The organism is Massilia sp. UYP32 (assembly GCF_050434365.1).
Lineage (GTDB): Bacteria > Pseudomonadota > Gammaproteobacteria > Burkholderiales > Burkholderiaceae_D > Telluria > Telluria timonae.
In genome coordinates this window covers 95,765-115,589 of the sequence record NZ_JBNDIK010000011.1, presented here as the reverse complement: position 1 = coordinate 115,589, position 19,825 = coordinate 95,765, and the positions used below count along the sequence as shown (strand labels likewise).

At 67.4% G+C, this 19,825-nt stretch carries 18 protein-coding genes; 9 read left to right on the top strand and 9 right to left on the bottom strand.

Annotated features, from left to right (window positions below; genetic code table 11):
• Nucleotides 1-17 precede the first annotated feature (17 nt).
• On the top strand, nucleotides 18-419 hold the full coding sequence (locus ABIB42_RS10650; protein WP_429248304.1) for a hypothetical protein: 402 nt from the start codon (nucleotides 18-20) through the stop codon (nucleotides 417-419).
• Here the strand turns inward: ABIB42_RS10650 and chrA are convergent.
• Complete coding sequence (gene chrA / locus ABIB42_RS10645; RefSeq protein ID WP_429248303.1) at nucleotides 414-1,622, bottom strand: chromate efflux transporter; 1,209 nt, start codon at nucleotides 1,620-1,622, stop codon at nucleotides 414-416. The two genes, ABIB42_RS10650 and chrA, sit on opposite strands and share 6 nt — an antisense overlap.
• 87 nt (nucleotides 1,623-1,709) lie before the next feature.
• Here chrA and ABIB42_RS10640 point away from each other — a divergent pair, with 87 nt between their 5' ends.
• Nucleotides 1,710-2,252 carry a gamma carbonic anhydrase family protein gene (locus tag ABIB42_RS10640; RefSeq protein WP_005668382.1) on the top strand — a complete coding sequence of 181 codons (543 nt, stop codon included), beginning with the start codon at nucleotides 1,710-1,712 and terminating at the stop codon, nucleotides 2,250-2,252.
• Between the two features lie 7 nt (nucleotides 2,253-2,259).
• Here the strand turns inward: ABIB42_RS10640 and ABIB42_RS10635 are convergent, their stop codons facing one another.
• The 5 genes from ABIB42_RS10635 to ABIB42_RS10615 form a co-directional block, all read right to left on the bottom strand.
• Nucleotides 2,260-3,054 carry a LytR/AlgR family response regulator transcription factor gene (locus ABIB42_RS10635; protein WP_071360232.1) on the bottom strand — a complete coding sequence of 265 codons (795 nt, stop codon included), beginning with the start codon at nucleotides 3,052-3,054 and terminating at the stop codon, nucleotides 2,260-2,262.
• A complete protein-coding gene (locus ABIB42_RS10630; RefSeq protein WP_184235248.1) occupies nucleotides 3,054-3,950 on the bottom strand; it encodes a sensor histidine kinase in 897 nt (298 codons plus the stop codon). Before ABIB42_RS10630 ends, ABIB42_RS10635 begins: the two co-directional genes overlap by 1 nt.
• A gap of 5 nt (nucleotides 3,951-3,955) precedes the next feature.
• Nucleotides 3,956-4,234, bottom strand: a complete 279-nt coding sequence (locus ABIB42_RS10625) for a hypothetical protein (RefSeq protein ID WP_005668385.1) — start codon at nucleotides 4,232-4,234, stop codon at nucleotides 3,956-3,958.
• A gap of 159 nt (nucleotides 4,235-4,393) precedes the next feature.
• The gene (locus ABIB42_RS10620) at nucleotides 4,394-5,032 is read right to left on the bottom strand and encodes a TonB family protein (protein ID WP_219862778.1); all 639 of its coding nucleotides are present in this window, start codon (nucleotides 5,030-5,032) and stop codon (nucleotides 4,394-4,396) included.
• Nucleotides 5,032-5,595, bottom strand: a complete 564-nt coding sequence (locus ABIB42_RS10615) for a GNAT family N-acetyltransferase (RefSeq protein ID WP_005668387.1) — start codon at nucleotides 5,593-5,595, stop codon at nucleotides 5,032-5,034. Before ABIB42_RS10615 ends, ABIB42_RS10620 begins: the two co-directional genes overlap by 1 nt.
• Nucleotides 5,596-5,806: 211 nt before the next feature.
• On the opposite strand from ABIB42_RS10615, the gene ABIB42_RS10610 reads away from it, so the two are divergent.
• From ABIB42_RS10610 to ABIB42_RS10595, 4 genes are all read left to right on the top strand, one after another.
• Nucleotides 5,807-7,123 (top strand): aspartate aminotransferase family protein, encoded by a 1,317-nt coding sequence (locus tag ABIB42_RS10610; RefSeq protein ID WP_429248302.1) that lies wholly within the window; start codon nucleotides 5,807-5,809, stop codon nucleotides 7,121-7,123.
• 61 nt (nucleotides 7,124-7,184) lie between these two features.
• Nucleotides 7,185-8,156 carry an FAD-dependent oxidoreductase gene (locus tag ABIB42_RS10605; protein ID WP_184235239.1) on the top strand — a complete coding sequence of 324 codons (972 nt, stop codon included), beginning with the start codon at nucleotides 7,185-7,187 and terminating at the stop codon, nucleotides 8,154-8,156.
• A 64-nt stretch (nucleotides 8,157-8,220) separates the two neighbouring features.
• Complete coding sequence (locus ABIB42_RS10600; protein WP_184235237.1) at nucleotides 8,221-9,687, top strand: NCS1 family nucleobase:cation symporter-1; 1,467 nt, start codon at nucleotides 8,221-8,223, stop codon at nucleotides 9,685-9,687.
• A 30-nt stretch (nucleotides 9,688-9,717) separates the two neighbouring features.
• Nucleotides 9,718-10,767, top strand: coding sequence for a serine hydrolase domain-containing protein (locus ABIB42_RS10595; protein WP_429248301.1), 1,050 nt, complete (start codon nucleotides 9,718-9,720; stop codon nucleotides 10,765-10,767).
• Here the strand turns inward: ABIB42_RS10595 and ABIB42_RS10590 are convergent.
• Entirely contained in the window at nucleotides 10,730-12,505 is a 1,776-nt protein-coding gene (locus tag ABIB42_RS10590) for an allantoate amidohydrolase (RefSeq protein ID WP_005668396.1), read from the bottom strand. The genes ABIB42_RS10595 and ABIB42_RS10590 overlap by 38 nt on opposite strands.
• A gap of 12 nt (nucleotides 12,506-12,517) precedes the next feature.
• Entirely contained in the window at nucleotides 12,518-13,456 is a 939-nt protein-coding gene (locus ABIB42_RS10585) for a LysR family transcriptional regulator (protein ID WP_005668398.1), read from the bottom strand.
• Between the two features lie 113 nt (nucleotides 13,457-13,569).
• Here ABIB42_RS10585 and ABIB42_RS10580 point away from each other — a divergent pair, with 113 nt between their 5' ends.
• Together ABIB42_RS10580 and ABIB42_RS10575 are read left to right on the top strand one after the other, a co-directional pair.
• On the top strand, nucleotides 13,570-14,826 hold the full coding sequence (locus tag ABIB42_RS10580) for a urate hydroxylase PuuD (protein ID WP_429248300.1): 1,257 nt from the start codon (nucleotides 13,570-13,572) through the stop codon (nucleotides 14,824-14,826).
• Nucleotides 14,823-16,064, top strand: coding sequence for a M20/M25/M40 family metallo-hydrolase (locus ABIB42_RS10575; protein ID WP_429248299.1), 1,242 nt, complete (start codon nucleotides 14,823-14,825; stop codon nucleotides 16,062-16,064). Before ABIB42_RS10580 ends, ABIB42_RS10575 begins: the two co-directional genes overlap by 4 nt.
• Nucleotides 16,065-16,106: 42 nt before the next feature.
• Here the strand turns inward: ABIB42_RS10575 and ABIB42_RS10570 are convergent, their stop codons facing one another.
• Nucleotides 16,107-18,491, bottom strand: a complete 2,385-nt coding sequence (locus tag ABIB42_RS10570; protein WP_005668403.1) for a S9 family peptidase — start codon at nucleotides 18,489-18,491, stop codon at nucleotides 16,107-16,109.
• Nucleotides 18,492-19,155: 664 nt separating this feature from the next.
• On the opposite strand from ABIB42_RS10570, the gene ABIB42_RS10565 reads away from it, so the two are divergent.
• Nucleotides 19,156-19,800, top strand: coding sequence for an ANTAR domain-containing response regulator (locus tag ABIB42_RS10565; RefSeq protein ID WP_040776989.1), 645 nt, complete (start codon nucleotides 19,156-19,158; stop codon nucleotides 19,798-19,800).
• The last annotated feature ends 25 nt before the right edge of the window (nucleotides 19,801-19,825 follow it).

The window sequence follows — 19,825 nt, the reverse complement described above, 5'->3', positions numbered from 1 at the left end:
TGTGTGCCTGCGCGTCCATGCTTTCCGGCTGTTCGTGCGAGGTCACCTATGCCGATGTCAGCCACCACGAGGAATTCAGGAAGGTCGTGGGCTCCCGGTACGAGATCATCGGCGAGGTCGACGCCTATGGCATCGGCCGGCACTCGCGCGCGCCGGCCGACTATCTCACCTTGATTCCCCGCCCAGGCATCGGCGGGTCCGAAGTCGTGTTCGAAGCCCCGGTGCCCAAGGGGGCAACGGTGACCGTGACCAAGGTGTTCCAGACCAACCGGATCGTGTTCGAATCGGGCATCACGCTCGAAGTCGAACTGCATGGCGCCGGGCTGCCCTTGCGTGGACGGACGCTGATCGACCTGAATCGCGGCAGCGAGGGGCCGGGGCCGGCAGGTTTGAATCCAGAGATATACAAGAAGCTATGACGCGCCAACAGCCCCCAGCGCCACCAGCAGGATCACGACGATCCACGATGGCGCCTTCCACAGCGTCAGCAGCATGAAGCCGCCCAGCGCGATGCCGGCGTCGCGGATGTCGAACACGGCGGCGGTCCATACCGGGTGGTACAAGGCGGCGGCGAGGATGCCGACCACGGCCGCGTTCGCGCCCATCATGGCGTGGCGCGCGGCCGCGTGACGGCGCAAGCCGTCCCAGAACGGCAAGGTTCCATAGACGAGCAGCAGGCCGGGAAGAAAGAGCGCGAGCAGGGCGAGCGCGGCGCCCGTGGGCGCGCCCGCCGTCATGCCGGCCTGGGCGCCGAGGAAGGCGGCGAAGGCGAACAGCGGGCCGGGCAGCGCCTGCGCAAGTCCATACCCGGCCAGGAAGGTCTCGTTCGGGATCCAGCCGGTGGCCACCGTCTCGGCCTGCAATAATGGCAGCACCACGTGGCCGCCGCCAAAGACCAGCGCGCCGGAGCGGTAGAAGGCATCGAACAGCGCCAGCGGCCGATGCCCGGTCAGGCCGGACAATAGCGGAAGCCCGAGCAGCAGGACGCCGAACAGCACGAGCGCCGTGATGCCGGCGCGGCGGCTGACCGGCATGGACAGTTCCGGGCCGGACTGCGCGACCGGTCCCCGGCACAGCCGGTATCCGGCGCCGGCGCCCGCGGCGATGGCGGCCAATTGCCCGGTCGGCCCATCGACGAGGACCACGATCGCGATGGCGCCGAGCGCGATCGCGATGCGCCGGCGGTCCGGCGTGAGCGTGCGCGCCATGCCCCACACGGCATGGGCCACCACGGCCACCGCCACCAGCTTCAGGCCATGCACGACGCCCGCCGCCCCTAAGCCGACAAGGCTCGCGGCGCCCAGCGCGAACGCGAACATCAGCAGCGCCGAAGGCAGCGTGAATCCGATCCAGGCCGCCAGGCCGCCGGCCAGGCCGCCGCCGCGCAGGACGCCGAGCGCGAAGCCGACCTGGCTCGACGCCGGCCCGGGCAGGAACTGGCACAGCGCCACCAGGTCGCCGTAGCGCGCGTCGTCGAGCCACTGGCGGCGCAGGACGAACTCGTTGCGGTAGTAGCCCAGATGGGCGATCGGGCCGCCGAACGAGGTCAGGCCGAGCTTCAGGAAGGTCCAGAAGATGGACCAGATGGGCAAGGTGGCGGTAGCGGTGGCTTGGAGCGGCATGGCGTGGACCGTGGGCGAGACCGGCCCAGCATAGCAGTAAACATGCCCAAGTTAAAATGACGAATTCCTGTCATCGAATAGACCGCCATGCCGATCGCCCCCTACCTCGACGCCCTGCCGCAACTCGCCGACGGCGTTTATCTTCACGAATCGGCCCAGGTCATCGGCAACGTGCGCATCGGCGCCGATTCCTCGGTCTGGTGCAACGCCGTGCTGCGCGGCGACGTCAACGACATCGTCATCGGCAGCTGCACCAATATCCAGGACCTGACGATGGGCCATGTCGCCCACCGCACGCCCCACAAGCCGCAGGGTTCGCCCCTGGTCATTGGCGACTACGTCACGGTCGGCCACTCGGTCATCCTGCACGGCTGCCGCATCGGCAACGACTGCCTGGTCGGGATGGGCAGCATCGTGATGGACGACGCCGTGATCGAGAACCTGGTGATGCTGGGCGCCGGCAGCCTGGTCACGCCGGGCAAGCGGCTCGAAAGCGGATTTTTATACATGGGCCGGCCGGCCGAGAAGGTGCGTCCGCTGACGGACGCCGAAAAGGCCTGGCTGCGCTACTCGGCCGAGCACTACGTGCGGGTCAAGGACAACTACCTGAATACGCCGGCGCAGCGTTGACGTCGCTTTACATCTGCTGGAACAGCGCGCCGTGGTTGCGGCTCACTTCCAGTTCTTCCGGGTAGCCGCGCAGGCGCAGCATCTGGCGTCCGCGCAGGTCGCGCCGCACTTCCGCGATCGCATCCACGCGCACCAGGGTCGAGCGGTGGATGCGCCAGAACTCGTCCGGGTCCAGCTCTTCTTCCAGTTCCTTGAGCGTCTTGCGGATCAGGTGCTCGCCGGTGGCGGTCTGCACCCGCGTGTACTTGTCGTCCGACTGGAAGAACAGCACTTCGCGCGTGCTCACCATGCGCAGGCTGTTGCCGGCCTGCGCCTGGATCCAGCGCAGATAAGCAGGTCTGGCGGCGGCCGCGGCGGCGCCGTTCTGCATCAGCAACTGGTCGCCCAATTGCGCCAGGCGGGCCAGTTGCGCGCCGATGTCCTGCGGCGTGTGGTCGAGCCGGCGGCGCAGGCGCGCCACCGTGGTTTCCAGGCGCGCCAGGGTGACGGGCTTGAGCAGGTAGTCGATGGCGCCGTGCTCGAAGGCCTCGACCGCATACTGGTCGTAGGCGGTGGCGAACACGATGTGGCAGCGCTCGTACATCTGGCGCGCCGCGTCGATGCCGCCCATGCCCGGCATGCGGATGTCGAGGAAGGCGATGTCCGGCTTGTGCTCGCGCGCCAGCGCCACCGCTTCGGCGCCGTTGGCCGCCTCCGCCACGATGCGCAGCGCCGGCCACGCCTCGTGCAGGCGCGCGCGCAGCTGGTCGCGCATGGGCGCTTCGTCGTCGGCGATCAGGGCCGTCGGGTGCGTGGGCGCCATCAGCCGTCTTCCGTCATGCGATAGGGCAGGCGGATCGACACGCAGGCGCCGCCGCCGGGCAGGGCTTCGATCACGAGTTCGGCATCCTTGCCATACAACAGCGCCAGCCGCTCGCGGATATTGGCCAGCCCGACGCCGCTGCCGGCATGCAGGTTGAAGCCGACGCCGTCGTCGCACACGTCGACGCACAGGGTGGCGCCTTCGACCCGCGCCCGCACCGTGATCGTGCCGCCGGCGACCTTCGGCTCCAGGCCGTGCTTGATCGCGTTCTCGATCAGCGTCTGCAGCATCATCGGCGGGAACGGCGCGCTGCCGAGGAAGTCGGGCACCTCGAAGCGCACCGCCAGCCTTTCCTTCATGCGCGCCTGCATGATCGACAGGTAGGCGCGCGACAATTCGACCTGCTTGCCCAGGGTTCCGCCGGCGCCCTTGGCGGCGCGCATCTGCGGCAGCGAGGCGCGCAGGTATTCGATCAGGTAGCCGTGCACGCGCGCCGCTTCCTTCGGGTCGGTTTCGATCAGCTGGCCGATCAGGGCCAGGGTGTTGAACAGGAAGTGCGGCTCGACCTGGGCCTGGAGCGTGGCCATCTGCGCCTCGGTCAGGCGCCGCTCGAGATTGGCGACGTCGGCCTTGGTCGAGGCGTCGCGCGCCAGCAGCTCGGCGCGGCGCTTGCCGCCGGCCAGCACCTTGACCCCGAACGAGATCAGGATGAACCAGATCGCCGGCTCCGTCAGCTTGACGAACATGCCGGTCACGAACACCAGGAACCAGACCAGGTACAGCTGGCGCCACTCGATCAGCGCCAGCCAGTCGAAGAAGCGCCACCACAGCACGCCCGCCTCGCGGAAAGCGTCGCGGACGAAGTCGAGGGCGCGGTTGATCTGGGCGGCGGCCATCGGCGTTATTCTCCGGTGTAGTGCTTGATGCGGCGCGGTTCGCGGCCGAAGATGGCGATGGCGAGGAATTTCAGCAGCAGCAGGCCGACGAACAGCGCCAGCACGATCGGCACGATGGTGATCAGGGCCGCCAGCACGATCGCGATCACCAGCAGCACCGGCCACGGCATGCGGCGCAGCGAACGGGCGCTGGACTTCGCCAGGCGCCAGGTAGTGCGGCCGGCCACTTCCATATTACGCAGGATCGATTGGAAGCGACTGGTGGGCGTATGAATGGTTTTCATGCGTGCAAGTCCTTTCTAACAAAGATGACCCTACTGTAGGGATGCACCCATGTTACGCCAAGAGCGATCCGATAAACGGTGCGATTTCGGCGACGGACGGTCGTGAGGGCGGATGAACGGGGGCGCTTTCGACCCCGTCAATACGCTGTTTTACGCGCTTTATTGCTCGATCAGCTTGAGCGCCTCTTGCCGCATCACGTCGAGCATGCCGGCCTCGGGCGTGCGCGCGCAGGCGGCCACCGTGGCGTTCAGGATCGGTTCCAGCGCCGGGAAGGACTGGCGCGCCGAGCCTTCGCGGTGCAGGCTGTAGATCAGCGTGCCGACGCTCTCATAGGTCACCGGCAACTCGCGCAGGCTGCGTTCCGGGAAGGTGGCGGCCTGCCAGGCGGCGTCGACGTTGAAATCGGCGCAGCTCTTGGTGGCGATGGTGGCGCTGTGGTCTTTCTTGAACTTGAAGGTCACCAGGCCGGTGCGGTGCGCGCCGCTGGCGGGGATGTCCAGCCGCCTGGCCATGGCCAGCGCCAGCGCGTCGAGTTCGGCCGAGCGCGAGGAATCGCGTACCGCCACCACCGCTTTGCGGCCCTTGTCGTCGAGGGCCAGTTCGACCGTCACATTGCCCTGCACGCCGCGCCGCGCGAGCGCCGCCGGATAGCCGGCGTCGCTCGCATAGATCGTGATCTCGCGCCAGGTCGGCACCGTGGCCTGGGCCGCGGCCGATTGCGGCGCCATGGCCAGCAGGGACAGCGCCAGGCTCGAACATGCCGCCAGGGCCTTCATCGTGGGAGTGCGCCTTGCCATCAGTGCGCCGTCCTGTCGTTCCAGTAGTCGCGCAGCAGGCCGTAAAAGACGGTGTCGGCATACTCGCCGTGCACCAGCCAGCGCTGCGGCATGAAGCCCTCCTTGCGAAAGCCCAGTTTTTCCAGCACGCGGCCGGAGGCTTCGTTGCGCGGGTCGATGTCGGCCTCGACCCGGTTCAGGCCGACCTCGCGGAAACCATGGTCCAGCGCCGCCTGCAGCGCTTCGAAGGCATAGCCCTTGCCCCAGTGCGCGCTGCCCAGCGCGTAGCCGAGTTCGCAGCGATTGTTCTGGTTGAAGAAGTGGTGCAGGCCCACGGTGCCGATCAGCTCGCGGTTCGACGCCAGTTCGATCGCGAAACGCAGCTCGGTCTCGTCGCGGTAGGCCTCGAGTGCGCGGGCGATCGCGGCTTCGGCGAAGGAGATGTCGGTCCACGGCTCGGCGCTCCAGTAGCGCACCACGGCCGGGTCGGAGAAGATGGTGTACAGGGCCGGCGCGTCGCTCGCGGCCAGCGGGCGCAGCACCAGGCGTTCGGTGGTCAGGACAGGGGTGATATAAGTCGACATGGTTCGCATTGCCAGTGTGATAAGCGCTAGCATACCACTGCCGTGACGCCTGTAGACATGACTGCGCACCACGATTATTTCTTCTCGCTAACACGATGCGTCGTGCATGGTTTTGCGATGGCGCATGCCCGATGCCGCGTGCCTGTTGCCAGACTCGCCATTCTTGTTCAAACTTAAATGCTTCAGGGCGCCATCGAACGAGGAGCGCAATATGTACGAATCCAGGCCTGCCGCGATGTCATCCTTCTGGATGCCATTCACCAATAACCGCGACTTCAAGCGCGATCCGCGCCTGCTGGTCTCCGCCAAGGGGATGTATTACCGCGACGTCGATGGCCGCGAGCTGCTCGACGGCGCCGCCGGCCTGTGGTGCGTGCCCTGCGGCCACGGCCAGCCGAAGATCGCCGAAGCCATCGCCGCCATGGCCGGCCAGCTCGACTACGCGCCCACTTTCCAGATGGGCCACCCGGCCGCCTTCGAACTGGCCGAACGCCTGATGGAGTTCAGCGGCCACCGCTTCGGCCACGTGTTCTATACCGGGTCGGGATCGGAAGCGGTCGACACCGCGCTCAAGATCGCGCTGGCCTACCACCGCGCGCGCGGGGAGGGCGGACGCACGCGCCTGATCGGCCGCGAGCGCGGCTACCATGGCGTGGGCTTCGGCGGCATCTCGGTGGGCGGCATCGGCGCCAACCGCAAGCATTTCGGGCCCCTGCTGCCGGGCGTCGACCACCTGCGCCACACGCATGACCTGGAGCGCAATGCCTACGCACGCGGCGAACCCGAACACGGCGTCGAACTGGCCGACGACCTGGAACGACTGGTGGCCCTGCACGACCCGTCGACCATCGCGGCGGTGATCGTGGAGCCGGTATCCGGCTCGACCGGCGTCCTGATTCCTCCCAAGGGCTACCTCAAGCGCCTGCGCGAGCTGTGCGACCGCCACGGCATCCTCTTGATCTTCGACGAAGTCATCACCGGCTTCGGACGCCTGACGACGCCGTTCGCCGGCGACTGGTTCGGCGTCGAGCCCGACCTGATGGCCACGGCCAAGGGCATCACCAACGGCGCGGTGCCGATGGGCGCGGTGTTCAGCAAGTCCTTCATCCATGACGCCTTCATGGAGGGGCCGGCCGGGATCGAGCTGTTCCACGGGTACACCTATTCCGGCCACCCGCTGGCCTGCGCCGCCGCGCTGGCCACCCTGGACGTGTTCCGCGAACAGGGGGTGCTGGAGAACGCGGCGCGCATGCATCCATATTTCGAGGAAGCGCTGCAATCGCTGCGCGGCCTGCCGCACGTGATCGACCTGCGCTCGATCGGCATCATCGCCGGCATCGAGCTGGCGCCGATCGCGGGCCAGCCCGGCGCGCGCGGCTATGCGGCGCTCAAGCAGGCCTTCGCCGACGGCCTGCTCATCCGCATCACGGGCGACATCATCGCGCTGTCGCCCCCGCTGGTGCTGGAAAAACAACACGTCGACGAACTGTTCGGCAAGCTGGCCGGGGTCTTGACGCGACTGGCCTGATACCAGGCTGACACCAAGAAAGAGGGCGCGCCACGCCCCGCATGAAAGGAAAGAGAGACTGATGACCGCCACCACCGACGCCCTGGACCTCGCATCCGAAGAGCATTCCCTCCTGGCCGGCGAGCCGGCGCCGCCGACCGGCAAGCAGGTCGCCGTGGTCGGCGCCGGCATGGCCGGCATGGCCTGCGCCATCCGGCTGGCGCTGCTCGGCAATGGCGTCGTGCTGTACGAGGCCCGCTCGCGCGAGCGCGAGACCATGGCGGCAAGCGCATCCGACCAGGCGCTGTTCGCGCGCCTGGTGGCGCAGGGCCGCATCCGCTGCGAATATGGCCGCAAGCTGGGCGTCGATCTCGAGCTGGCCGACCTGCATCTGTGGCACGACGCGATCTTCATCGGCGTCGGCCTGGCGTCCAGCCGCGTGCTGGCGCTGTCCGGCAGCGATCCGGCGGGCCTGGTCGACGCCGGCCGCCGGCTGGCCGCCGTGTATGCGCTGGACGACCTGCTGGCGCTGCCGGTGCCGCAACGCGCGATCGTGATCGGCGCGAGCCGCGGCGCGGTCGGCATGGCGGCGCGCCTCAAGCAATTGGGCGCCCAGGATGTCACCCTGGCGCTGCGCCACGCCCTGGCGCCCGACGGCCGCGAAGAAGAAGTCGCGCGCGCCTGCTTCGTGCGGGTGCGCGGCTGGGTCGCGCCGCTCGAGGTGCTGCGCGACGAACGCGGCGCGGTCGGGTCGGTGCGCTTCGAGCAGACCCGCCTGCTGGGCGACCGGGTGGTCGACACCGGCGGCTTCACCGAGATCGCCGCCCACGCCGTGTTCAAGGCGGTGGGCCGCGCGGCCGGGGCCGAGCTCGACCCGTCCGTGCGCCAGCAGTCGCGCGAGGGCGACCGCATCCAGGTCGACGGGTGCTTCCGCACCGCGCTGCCGGGCATCTATGCCGGCGGCGACTGCGTGGCCCCGCTCCTGGAATCGATGCAGGCGCGCCGCCATGGCCTGCAGGCGGCGCAGGCGATCCATGCCGACCTGCAGGCCTGAGGTCTTCGCGTCGTATTGACGTTTGCGTTACACTCGCGCGCATCGATTTCAACCGACGTGCACCGTGACTCATCCGACCTCTTCAAGCAACGACCTCTGGAACGACGACCTCGCTCCCACCACCGCAGCGCAGCGCACCTGGCGCTGGTACCACTTCGCCGCCCTGTGGGTGGGCATGGTGATGTGCATCCCCGCCTACACGCTGTCCGCCAGCCTGGTGGAGGCGGGAATGTCAGGCTGGCAGGCGGTGCTCACCGTATTCCTGGCCAACGCCATCGTACTGGTGCCGATGCTGCTGATCGGCCATGCCGGCGCCAAGTACGGCATTCCCTACGCGGTGCTGGCGCGCACCTCGTTCGGCACCCGGGGCGCCAGGCTGCCGGCGCTGATGCGCGCCATCGTCGCCTGCGGCTGGTACGGCATCCAGACCTGGTTCGGCGGCAGCATGATCTATACCTTGCTGGGCGTAATGAACGGCGCTCCGATCGGCGGCGAGCCGCTCGCCTGGCTCGGCATCAATCTGGCGCAGCTGGTTTGTTTCCTCGCGTTCTGGGCGATCCAGCTGTACTTCGTGGTGCACGGCATGGAATCGATCCGCCAGCTCGAGACCTGGACCGCCCCTTTGAAAATCGCGATCTGCTTCGTGCTCTTGTGGTGGGTGCACAGGCAGGTCGGGGCCGACGGCTTCGGCCCGCTGCTCGAGCAGCGTTCGCAGTTCGTGCCCGGCGGGCCGAAAGAAGGGCGGTTCTGGTCCACTTTCTGGCCGTCGCTGACCGCCATGATCGGCTTCTGGGCGACCCTCGCGCTGAACATCCCCGACTTCACCCGCTTCGCCAAGTCGCAGCGCGACCAGGTGGTCGGCCAGACCGTCGGCCTGCCGCTGCCCATGGGCCTGCTGGCGGCGCTGGCGGTGATCGTCACCTCGGCCACCGTGGTCCTGTACGGCAAGGCGCTATGGGACCCGGTCGACCTGGCCAGCCGCATGACCGGCATCGCGGTGCTTGTGGCCCTGATCGTGCTGCTGGTCGATACGGTCAGCGTGAACCTGGCGGCCAACCTGGTCGGCCCGGCCTACGATTTCTCGGCGCTGGCGCCGCGCCGCATCAGCTATCGGACCGGCGGCTATATCACGGCCGGGCTGGCGCTGCTCATGATGCCGTGGAAGATCCTGGAGTCGACCCAGAACTACATCATGACCTGGCTGGTCGGCTACTCGGCCTTGCTGGGACCGATCGCCGGCGTGCTGGTGGTCGACTACTACCTGGTGCGCAAGACCGTGCTGGAGGTCGACCAGCTGTACCGCCACGACGGCATCTACGGCTATGGCAATGGCTGGAACAAGGCGGCGCTGGCCGCCTTCGCGCTGGGCGTGCTGCCCAACATCCCGGGCTTCCTGAACGCCGCCTTCCCGGCCAGCTTCCCCGATGTCGGCGAGGCCTTCAAGACGATCTATACGTATGCCTGGTTCGTCGGCGTCGCGATCGCCGCCGTGGTCTACGGTCTCATGATGAAGGGGCGGGGCGCGCACTAGATTGCCGGTTTCCATGACGAGGAGGAATGCATGCGCAAGTATCTTCGATGTGCGATTGCCGGGGCCTGCGCCCTGGCGGCGGGCGGCGCCGGCGCGGCGAGCTTCGATGCCGTGACGGGCGAGATCAAGGCCGGCAACTTCAAGCAGATCACGAGCGTGCTGGTGGCGAGCCACGGCAAGGTGCTCTACGAGCAGTACTTCGACGGCGAAGGGGCGCAAGGGCTGCGCAACACGCGTTCGGTGACCAAGACCGTGGGCGGCATGCTGGTCGGGGCGGCCGTCGAGCGCAAGCTGCTCACGGTCGATGCGCCGATCATGCCCTTCTTCAAGGACAAGATGCCGGTCGCGCACCCCGATCCGCGCAAGGACCGCATCACGGTCGAAGACCTGCTCACCATGAGTTCCATCGTCGAGTGCGACGATTTCAACGAGTTCTCGCGCGGGCACGAAGAGCGCATGTACCTGATCGAGGACTGGAGCCGCTTCTACCTCGACCTGCCGGTGCGCGGCTTCCCGGAGTGGACGCCGCCGCCCGACAAGCAGCCGTATGGCCGCGCCTTCAGCTACTGCACTGCGGGCACCGCCCTGATCGCGCCGCTGCTCGAGCGCGCGACCGGACGCAGCGTGCAGGACTTCGCCGACGAGGTGTTGTTCAAGCCGCTGGGCATCGAGCCGGTCAAGTGGCAGCTGCAGCCGTCGGGGACGGCGATGACCGGCGGTAGCCTGAGCCTGCGCAGCCGCGACCTCTGGAAGCTGGGCCAGCTCTACCTGAACGGCGGCAAGTGGGCCGGCAAGCAGGTGCTGCCGCAAGGCTGGGTCGAGCGCTCGATCAAGCCGCATGCGCGGGTGCGCGAGGGCGTCGACTACGGCTACCTGTGGTGGCTGCAGCCTTTCACCGTGGGCGACAGGAAGGTGGCCACCTATGCGATGTCTGGCCTGGGCGGCAACAAGGTCTACGTGCTGCCGGAATGGAACACGGTGGTGGTCATCACCACCACCAACTTCCGCGTTCCGGGGCCGCATCCGCTGACGGAGAAGCTGCTCACGACGCTGATCCTGCCGGCGCTGCCACCGGAGTAAAGTTGCGCAGGAAGTCGAGCATCACCGCGCCGGCGACTTCGGCATCGTCGGCGCTCATGGTCTCGAGCGGATTGTGGCTGATGCCGCCGTTGCCGCAGCGGACGAACAGCATCGCGACCTCGGTCAGCTGCGCCATGCGCATCGCGTCGTGGCCGGCGCCGGAGGGTAATGCAAAGGATGGCAGGCCGGCGCGTTCGACCGCGGCTTCCAGCTGCGCCATCAGCCGCGGCGCGCACGGCGCGGCGTCGATCTCGAGCAGCTTGTACAGTTTTTCCTGGATGCCGCGCCGCGCGCAGATGGCGCTAATGCCGGCCAGGATGTCGTCCACCGCCGCCAGCCGGGTTGCGTCGTCGGCGGCGCGGATGTCGAGCGACAGGCGGCAGGCGCCGGGCACCACGTTGACCGAGCCGGCCGGCACTTCCAGCTGGCCGACCGTGCCCACCAGGGAGGCCGGGCCGCTGCAGCGGCGTTCCACCAGCAGCACGATCTCGGCAGCGGCCGCCGCCGCATCGCGCCGCATGCCCATCGGCGTGGTGCCGGCGTGGCTGGCCACGCCCTTCAGTTCGACCAGGTAGCGCGAGCTGCCCGCGATCGCGCTCACCACGCCCAATGGCAGGCCGCGCTCGAGCAGCACCGGCCCCTGCTCGATATGCACCTCGACGAAGCCGAGCACGCCGGCGGGATCGCGCGCGATGGCGGGGATGGCGGCCGGATCGTGGCCGGCGGCGGCCAGCGCCTCGCGCATCGGAACGCCGTCGGCGTCGCGCGCATCGAGCAGGGCCGGGTCGAAGCCGCCGGCCACCGCGCTGCTGCCGAGGAAGGTGCTGCGAAAGCGCACGCCTTCTTCTTCGGCGAAGGCGATCACTTCGAGGTCATAGGGCAAGCGCTCGTCGCGTTCGTGCAGCCGGCCGACCAGCGCGATGGGCAGCAGGATGCCGAGCCGGCCGTCGTACTTGCCGCCATTGCGCACGGTGTCGTAGTGCGAGCCGGTGATCAAGGTCTGCGCGCCCGGCCGGGCGGCGGCGTAGCGGCCGACCACGTTGCCGACGGCGTCGATGTGGACCGCCATGCCGGCGTCGCGCATCCAGCCGGCGATGGCGGCGGCGGTGCGCCGGTGGGCCGGCGTCATGTAGGCGCAGGTCAGGTCGGCGTCGCTGTCGCTGATGGCGCCGAGGGTCTCGCACCAGTCCATCACGGTGACGCCGATGGCGGGTTCGATGCCGAGCAGGGCATTGAGCCGGATCTCGGCGATGCGGTGCACCTGGCGCAGCGCTTCGCGCAGCTCGTCGCCAGGGGCGTTGTCGAGGCGGCGCACGAAGGTGTCGATGATGCTTTGCCGCGCCAGGCCGCGTCCGGTCGGACCTTTCACGGCCAGGATGAAGGGAAAGCCGAAACGTTCGTTGTACTGCGCGTTGAGCGCGTGCAGCCGGGCGTATTCTTCGGGCGTGCAGCGATCCAGGTTTGATGCGGCCTGTTCGCCGGTCGATTCAGGCGTCAGCTCGCCGGCGATGGCGGCCTTGCCGGCCAGCTCCGGGTGGGCGCGCAGCAGCGACAGCTGCTGCGCATCGGTCGCGCCGTCGACCGCCGCCTGCAAGGCCAGCTTGAGCGCCGCCAGGGTGGCAAAGGGGCGGGCCGCGGCGGCGCGCTGCGCGATCCAGGGTGAATGCTCGTAGATGCCATGCAGCGCCTTGGTGAAAGCGTCGGCGTCGAGTTGGTTCAGCTCCTGGATCGTCGGCATGTCTGCTCCTGGCTATTCTTGATTGAGGGCCCGCGCCGCGCTGCTCACCTGGTCGCGCAGCCATTTGTGTTCGGTGGACTGGTGCACGCGCTGGTGCCACAGCTGGTAGAAGCGCATCGGCGGAAACTTGAGCGGCACCGTGAAGCTTTTCAGCGGCAGCGTCTTTTCGAAGGCGCGGATGAACTGGCGGCCGGTGGTCAGCACCAGGTCGCTCTGGGTCAGCATATACGGAATCACGCCGAAATAGGGCGACTCGACCGCCACCCGGCGCTGCAGGCCGTGGCGCTCGAGGTATGCGTCGATCACGCCGTGGTAGCCCGGCAGCATCTGGGTCGGGGCCACGTGCGGCAGGTCGAGGTAATCCTCGAGCGTCATCGCGTCCGGCGCCGTGCGCCTGGCGTAGGGGCTGTCGGCGCGCATGGTGCAGATGATCGGATCTTCGAACAGCTTGGACATGTGCAGGTGGGCGGGCGGTTCGTCCCAGTTGGCGATCACCAGGTCCATGTCGCCGTCGGACAGCATGCGCAGGTAGTCCAGGCCGGGGCCGAGGGCGTGGATGACGACCTTGCTGCCGGGCGAGCCGCGCCGCAGCAGCGCCACCACGTTCGGCAGGAAGCGGGCGTCGAGATAGTCGGGGGCGGCGATGTGGAAGGTGCGTGTCGCCTGCTCGGGCACGAACGGCGCCTTGCGCACGAACAGGCTCTCGGCTTCGTCGAGGATGCGCTTGGCCGGCTTGAGCAGGCTCTCGCCGTGCTGGGTCGGCACCATGCCGCGCGCGCCGCGCACCAGCAGCGGGTCGCCGGTCAGCTCGCGGAGCTTACGCAGCGAAGCCGAGATCGAGGGCTGCGGCTGGTTCAGCTTGAGCGCCACCCGCGAGACGTTCTTCTCCACCAGCAGCAGGTAGAGGATGCGGATCAGGTGCAGGTCGAGGTTGCGGGGCAGGCTGGACATCGCAAGGGCGGAACGTATATCAAGGTAGATATGTTGAATATACGCTAAATTTCATGTCGCAGAAATTGGAATCAGCGTATCTTCGATCCATCTCAGCGTTCACGAGGAAGCCCATGTTCGACACCGGATACCTGGCGCCATATGCTTTGGAGTGGTTCAACCTGCTGCTGCGCTGGCTGCACATCATCACCGGCATCGCCTGGATCGGGGCCTCGTTCTATTTCGTCTGGCTCGACAACACCATCAAACCGCCGGCCCCAGGTTCCGACCTGGAGCGCAAGGGCGTGTCCGGCGAGCTGTGGGCGGTGCACGGCGGCGGCTTCTACAACCCGCAGAAATACCTGGTGTCGCCCGCCGAGCTGCCGCCGGAGCTGCACTGGTTCAAGTGGGAGGCCTATTCCACCTGGTTGTCGGGCTTTGCGCTGCTGACCGTCGTCTACTACCTGAACGCGAAGGCGATGATGGTCGACCGCAGCGTGGCCGACCTCACGGGCTGGCAGGCGGTCGGCATCGGCATCGGCAGCCTGGTGGTCGGCTGGATCGTGTACGACCTGCTGTGCCGGTCGAAGCTGGTGCAGCACCAGCTGGCGTTCGGCGCCACCATCTGGCTGCTGCTGGTCGGCAGCAGCTGGGTGCTCACCCACCTGCTCAGCGGACGCGCCGCCTACCTGCACGTGGGCGCGATGATCGGCACCATCATGGTGGCGAACGTGGCGATGCTGATCATCCCGGGACAGCGCAAGATGGTGAACGCCATGCTGGCGGGCGAGAAGCCCGACCCGAGCCACGGCATCAAGGCCAAGCAGCGCAGCGTCCACAACAATTATTTCACGCTGCCGGTGCTGTTCATCATGATCAGCAACCACTATGCGATGACCTACAACCATCCGCATGCCTGGGCCGTGCTGGGCGTGATCATGCTGGCCGGGGTCTTGATCCGCCACTTCTTCAACCTGCGCCACAAGGGCCGCATCGAATGGCGGTATCCGGCCGCCGGCGTGGCGCTGCTCCTGGCGCTGGCGGTCGTGCTGGCCCCAAGGCCGCGCGCCGGCGCCGATCCGGCGGCCGCCGCCGGTGTCGACGCCGCGGCGCGCTTTGCGGCGGTGCGCACGATCATGGACCAGCGCTGCGTGTCCTGCCACGCGCAGCAGCCGACGCAACCCGGTTTCGCCGCGGCGCCGGGCGGCGTGATGCTCGACACGCCGGAGCTGGTGAGCCAGCATGCGGCCCGCATCTACCAGCAGACGGTGCAACTGAAAGCCATGCCGCTGGCGAATCTCACCCACATGACCGATGCCGAACGCGCCCAGGTGGGGGCCTGGTTCGAGGCCGGCGCGGTCACCGGCACAAACACAGGAAAGGCGCCATGAACAATCCCTTGCATGAACGCGTCACCGGCTGGATCGACGCCCACTTCGACGAACAGGTCGCCTTCCTGCAGGAGGTAGTGCGGATCCCGACCGATACGCCGCCGGGCAATAACGCGCCGCATGCCGAGGCAATCGCGGGAATGCTGGAAAGCGCCGGCTGGCCGGTCGAGCGCCATGCGGTGCCGGCGCAGCAGGTGCGCGACCATGGCCTGGAGAGCATCACCAACCTGATCGTGCGCCGCCGCTATGGCGGGGACGGCCCCACGCTGGCGCTGAACGCCCACGGCGACGTGGTGCCGCCGGGCGAAGGCTGGACCCGACCGCCGTATGGCGCCGTGATCGACGATGGTTACCTGTACGGGCGCGCGGCGGCGGTCTCCAAGAGCGACTTCGCCACCTATGTGTTCGCGACCCGCGCGCTGGAGGCAATGGACGTGGCCTTGTCGGGCGCGGTCGAACTGCACTTCACCTACGACGAGGAAGTCGGCGGCCTGCTGGGACCGGGCTGGCTGCTGGAGCAGGGCCTGACCCGCCCCGACTACGTGATCGCGGCCGGCTTCGGCCATGGCATCGTCACCGCCCACAACGCCTGCCTGCAGCTCGAAGTGACCGTGCACGGCAGGGCGGGCCATGGCGCGATCCCCGAGACGGCGGTCGACGCCCTGCAGGCCGCCACACAAGTGCTGAACGCGATCTATGGCGAACTGCCGGCGCTGAAGAAGATCCGCAGCGCCGTAGCAGGCATCGGCTCGCCGACCATGATCGTCGGCCGCATCGATGGCGGGACCAATACCAATGTGGTGCCGGGGAAGGTGGTGTTACGGATGGACCGGCGCATGATCCCGGAAGAAGACCCGGCGCTGGTGGAGGCGCAGGTGCGCGCCCTGATCGAGAACGCGGTGCGCGGCCTGCCCGGCATCCGCCTCGAGATCCGGCGCCTGCTGCTGTCGCAGGCGCTGCGGCCCTTGCCGGGCGTGGCGCCGCTGGTCGAGCGCTTGCAGCGCCATGGGCGCGCCGTCATGGGCGAGGAGATTCCCGCGCATGGCACGCCGCTGTATGCGGATGCGCGGCTGTATGGTGAACATGGCATCCCGGCGGTGCTGTATGGCGCAGGGCCGCGCACGGTGGAGGAATCGAACGCCAAGAAGGCCGACGAACGTCTGCTGCTGGAAGATTTGCGCCGCGCGACCAAGGTCGTCGCGTTGACCCTGCTCGACTTCCTCGGGCCGCACCCGTAAACGACAGAAGGCGCCCGCAGGCGCCTTCCGGATTACCGGGGATTATTTCTGCTTGAGCGAGCGCTCGAACAGCTCATAAATCCGGCGATACTGGTCATACCACGCCTCCGGCTGCACGTAGCCGTGACGCTCCAGCGGATAGCTCGCCAGTTCCCACTTGTCCTTCTTCATCTCGATCAGGCGCTGCGCCATGCGCACCGAATCCTGGTAGAACACGTTATCGTCGATCATGCCGTGCGAGATCAAGAGGTGGCCCTTCAGGTTCTGCGCGTACTCGATCGGCGACGACTTCTTGTACGCCTCGGGATCGATGTCCGGGGTGTTCAGGATGTTGGCGGTGTACTCGTGGTTGTAGGTGGTCCAGTCGGTCACCGGGCGCAGCGCGGCGCCGGCCTTGAAGGTGTCCGGCGCGCGCATCAGGGCCATGAAGGTCATGAAGCCGCCGTAGCTGCCGCCATAGATGCCGACGTTGGCGGCGTCGCCCTGGTGCTGGTTCACCATGTACTTGACGCCGTCGACGTAGTCTTCCAGTTCCGGATGGCCCATCTGGCGGTAGATCGCGGTGCGCCACTTGCTGCCGTAGCCTTTCGAGGCGCGGAAGTCCATGTCCAGCACCACGTAGCCGTTCTGCACCAGCAGGTTATGGAACATCTGCTCGCGGAAGTAGTTCGGATAGCGCTTGCTCACGTTCTGCAGGTAGCCGGCGCCGTGCACGAACATCACGACCGGATACTTCTTGCCCGGCTCGAGCTGGGCCGGACGATACAGCTTGGCCCACACCGGATCGCCGCCGGCGCTGGAAGGCACGGCCACGTACTCTGGCTGGATCCACTCGCGCGCCTTGAAGTCCGGCGTGCGGGTGTCGGTGAGCTTGCTCGCTTCGCCGCCCGAGACCGGCACGGTCGCGATCTGGATCGGCGTGTAGCTGGACGACCAGTGCACCAGCAGCTTCTTCTCGTCCGGCGACAGGGCGAACTTCTCGACGCCATCGAGCTTCGTCACTTCGCGTACCTTGGTCGCACCATTCGCGCCGTTGGCGTCGACGGCGCAGACTTCGTAGTCGCCCGGGGTCTCGCGGTTGCACAGCATGTAGGCGGTGCTGCCGTCATAGGTCCAGCGCACGTCGCTGGCTTCCCATTTGCCCGTGGTCAGGGCGCGCGGGGCGGCGGCGGTGGCGCTGTCCTTGGTGTACAGGTGCGAGTAGCCGCTTTCCTCGGACAGGTACCACAGCGTGCGGTTGTCCGGCAGCCAGCCGAATTCGGCGTTGTCGTAGTTGACCCAGGCGCCGTCGGTCAGGCGGTGCAGTGGCTTCAGTTTCGCGGCGCCCAGGTCGACGCTGGCGATCCAGCGGTCCTTGTTGTCGACCGCGCGCAGCATGACGGCGACGTTGGCGCCGTTCGCGCTCCAGTCGATCGCGTTGCGGCCGCCCGAGACGACCACCGGACGGTTGCCCTTGAGCGGGTCCTTCCTGGCGGCGGCGCGCAGCTCGGCCAGCGGGTCGACGTTGACGCCCGGGAGCGCGTCGAAGGCGATGTCCTGCACCTTGTTGGTGCGCAGGTCGACCAGCTTCAGTGCATGCGGCACCGGCATATTGCGGCCGACGCGGGTGCGCACGTCTTCGGTTTCCTCGTAGCCCGACTCGTTCACGTAGCGCGGCATCTTGCCGGCGCGGCCCTTGTCGGCGCTTTTGGCGGCGGTGACCACCAGCAGCCAGCGGCCGTCGGGCGAGAGCGAGCTGCCTTCGATGGTGACCTTGTCGCCCAGGTAGACCGGGCTTGGCGCCATCGAGGCGTCGGCGCGGCGCAGTTCGTCGGCGCGCGCGCGCAGGGCGTCGCGGTCATCCTTCTGGCGCTTGAGGTGCTCGATCAGGCGCAGTTCGGTCGAACGGTAGGGATCGTCCTCGGGCGCGTTCGGGTCCTTGGCGGCGCGCGGCAGGGCGGCGGGGCCGGTGACACGGCTACCGCGGTCCCACACATACCAGTCGTTGCCGATGCGGTACTGGACCGCGCGTTCGTCCGCCGTGTACTGGGCGGCGGTGATGCGGCTGGCGCCGCGCGTGACCTGGACCAGCTGGCCCGACTTGAGGTCTCGCTCGAACAGGTCGTTGTTGCGCAGGACCAGCATGCGGCTGTTGTTGCGGTTGTAGACCACGTCGGCGCTGTCGATCTTCGGCAGTTCGGCATCGGCTACCAGCCGGGCCTTGCCGGCCGCGACCTGGAACACGTCGCGCACGGGCGAGCCGGTGCGCTTCTGCTTGTAGTACACCTGCTTGCCGTCCCAGCTGAACCAGGCGTCTTCCACCGGGGTGCCGATCCAGTCTGGATGGCTCATGGCCTGGTCGAGGGTGATGGGGGTGGATGCCGCCGCCGGCAGCGCGATCAGTGCGGCGAAAGAGGCCGCAAACAGGGTAAGTGCAGGTGTTCGCATGTGGAGTCTGATGAGTGAGAAATGGCTTGGTTGCCAAAGATGCTTGCCAGAAATGCGCATGCATTCTAGCGCAGGCACTCACCGCGACCGCGAAATATGACAGGTTTTTTTTGCTGTAAAGACAAGCGCCGGCGGTACGTCAGTACGGCCGGCGCGAGAGGCGGAGCGGGTATTGCGACGATGGTGCGCCGCAATCGCACATGAATTACATGGCCTTGAACGGACCCTTTGGCGGACGCGGCAGGAACATGGAAACGCGGGCTGCCACGGCCACGACGGCCAGGGCGATGGTGATATATTCGAGCGGGTGCATGATCAACCCCGCACTGCCGGAGCGTAGCCGCCGTGGGCGACGTAGAGTTCTTGCGAGAAGCTGCGGATGGCCGAGATGGCTGCCGCGAAGAAGCTGGTGCGTTGGATGGCTGCAGTCATGATAGTTCCCCTAAGATAAATACTTCGATGTTGCGTTGCAGTATAGGGGCGTCTCCGTCATAAACAAACTTTAGATTTGTGATTCCAGCGATGCGTCTGATGAATGGTTGCAAAGTTGCTCTCATGCAAGATATTCGTCATGCGAATATCTCGGCCAAGGGGTTTTGCATAAGAAGGGCATGGGCAATCGTCGATGCTCGCGCCTGGTGCGAATCTTGCATATCGTAAGCACATGAAATCGCGAGACAGTGCTTCACCACACCTGCGGATCGTCGTCGTGCTTTCCGCAACAGCACCCGGCATCGACCCGGATGCCGCCCAGGCCGCGCAGGCCCGGCGCAGCACGGCGCTGCGCATCGGCCTGCTCGAATCGGGCTACGACCTGATCGCCTCGCTCCCGGCCGACGTCTTCCTGCCCGAGCGCATCGCCCAGCTGCAGCCCGACCTGATCATCGCCGACAGCGAGTCCGACGCGCGCGACGTGCTCGAGCACATCGTGATCGCCACCCGCGACGCGCGGCGGCCGATCGTCCTGTTCACCGAAGACGATGCGCCGGCCAGCATGGACGCGGCGATGGACGCCGGCGTCTCGGCCTATATCGTGGCCGGCCTGCAGGCCGAACGCGTCAAGCCGGTGCTGGACGTGGCGCTGGCGCGCTTCCGGCGCGAGCAGAAGCTGCTCGACGAGCTGAGCGACACGCGCCAGAAGCTGGCGGAGCGCAAGACCGTCGATCGCGCCAAGGGCCTGCTCATGAACCGCTACAGCCTGACCGAGGAGCAGGCCTACCAGCGCCTGCGCACCCTGGCGATGAACAAGAACCTGAAGCTGGCCGAAGTCGCGCAGCGCCTGATCGACGTGGAAGACCTGCTGGGCTAGGCCACGCTTTACTATATACAAGGAC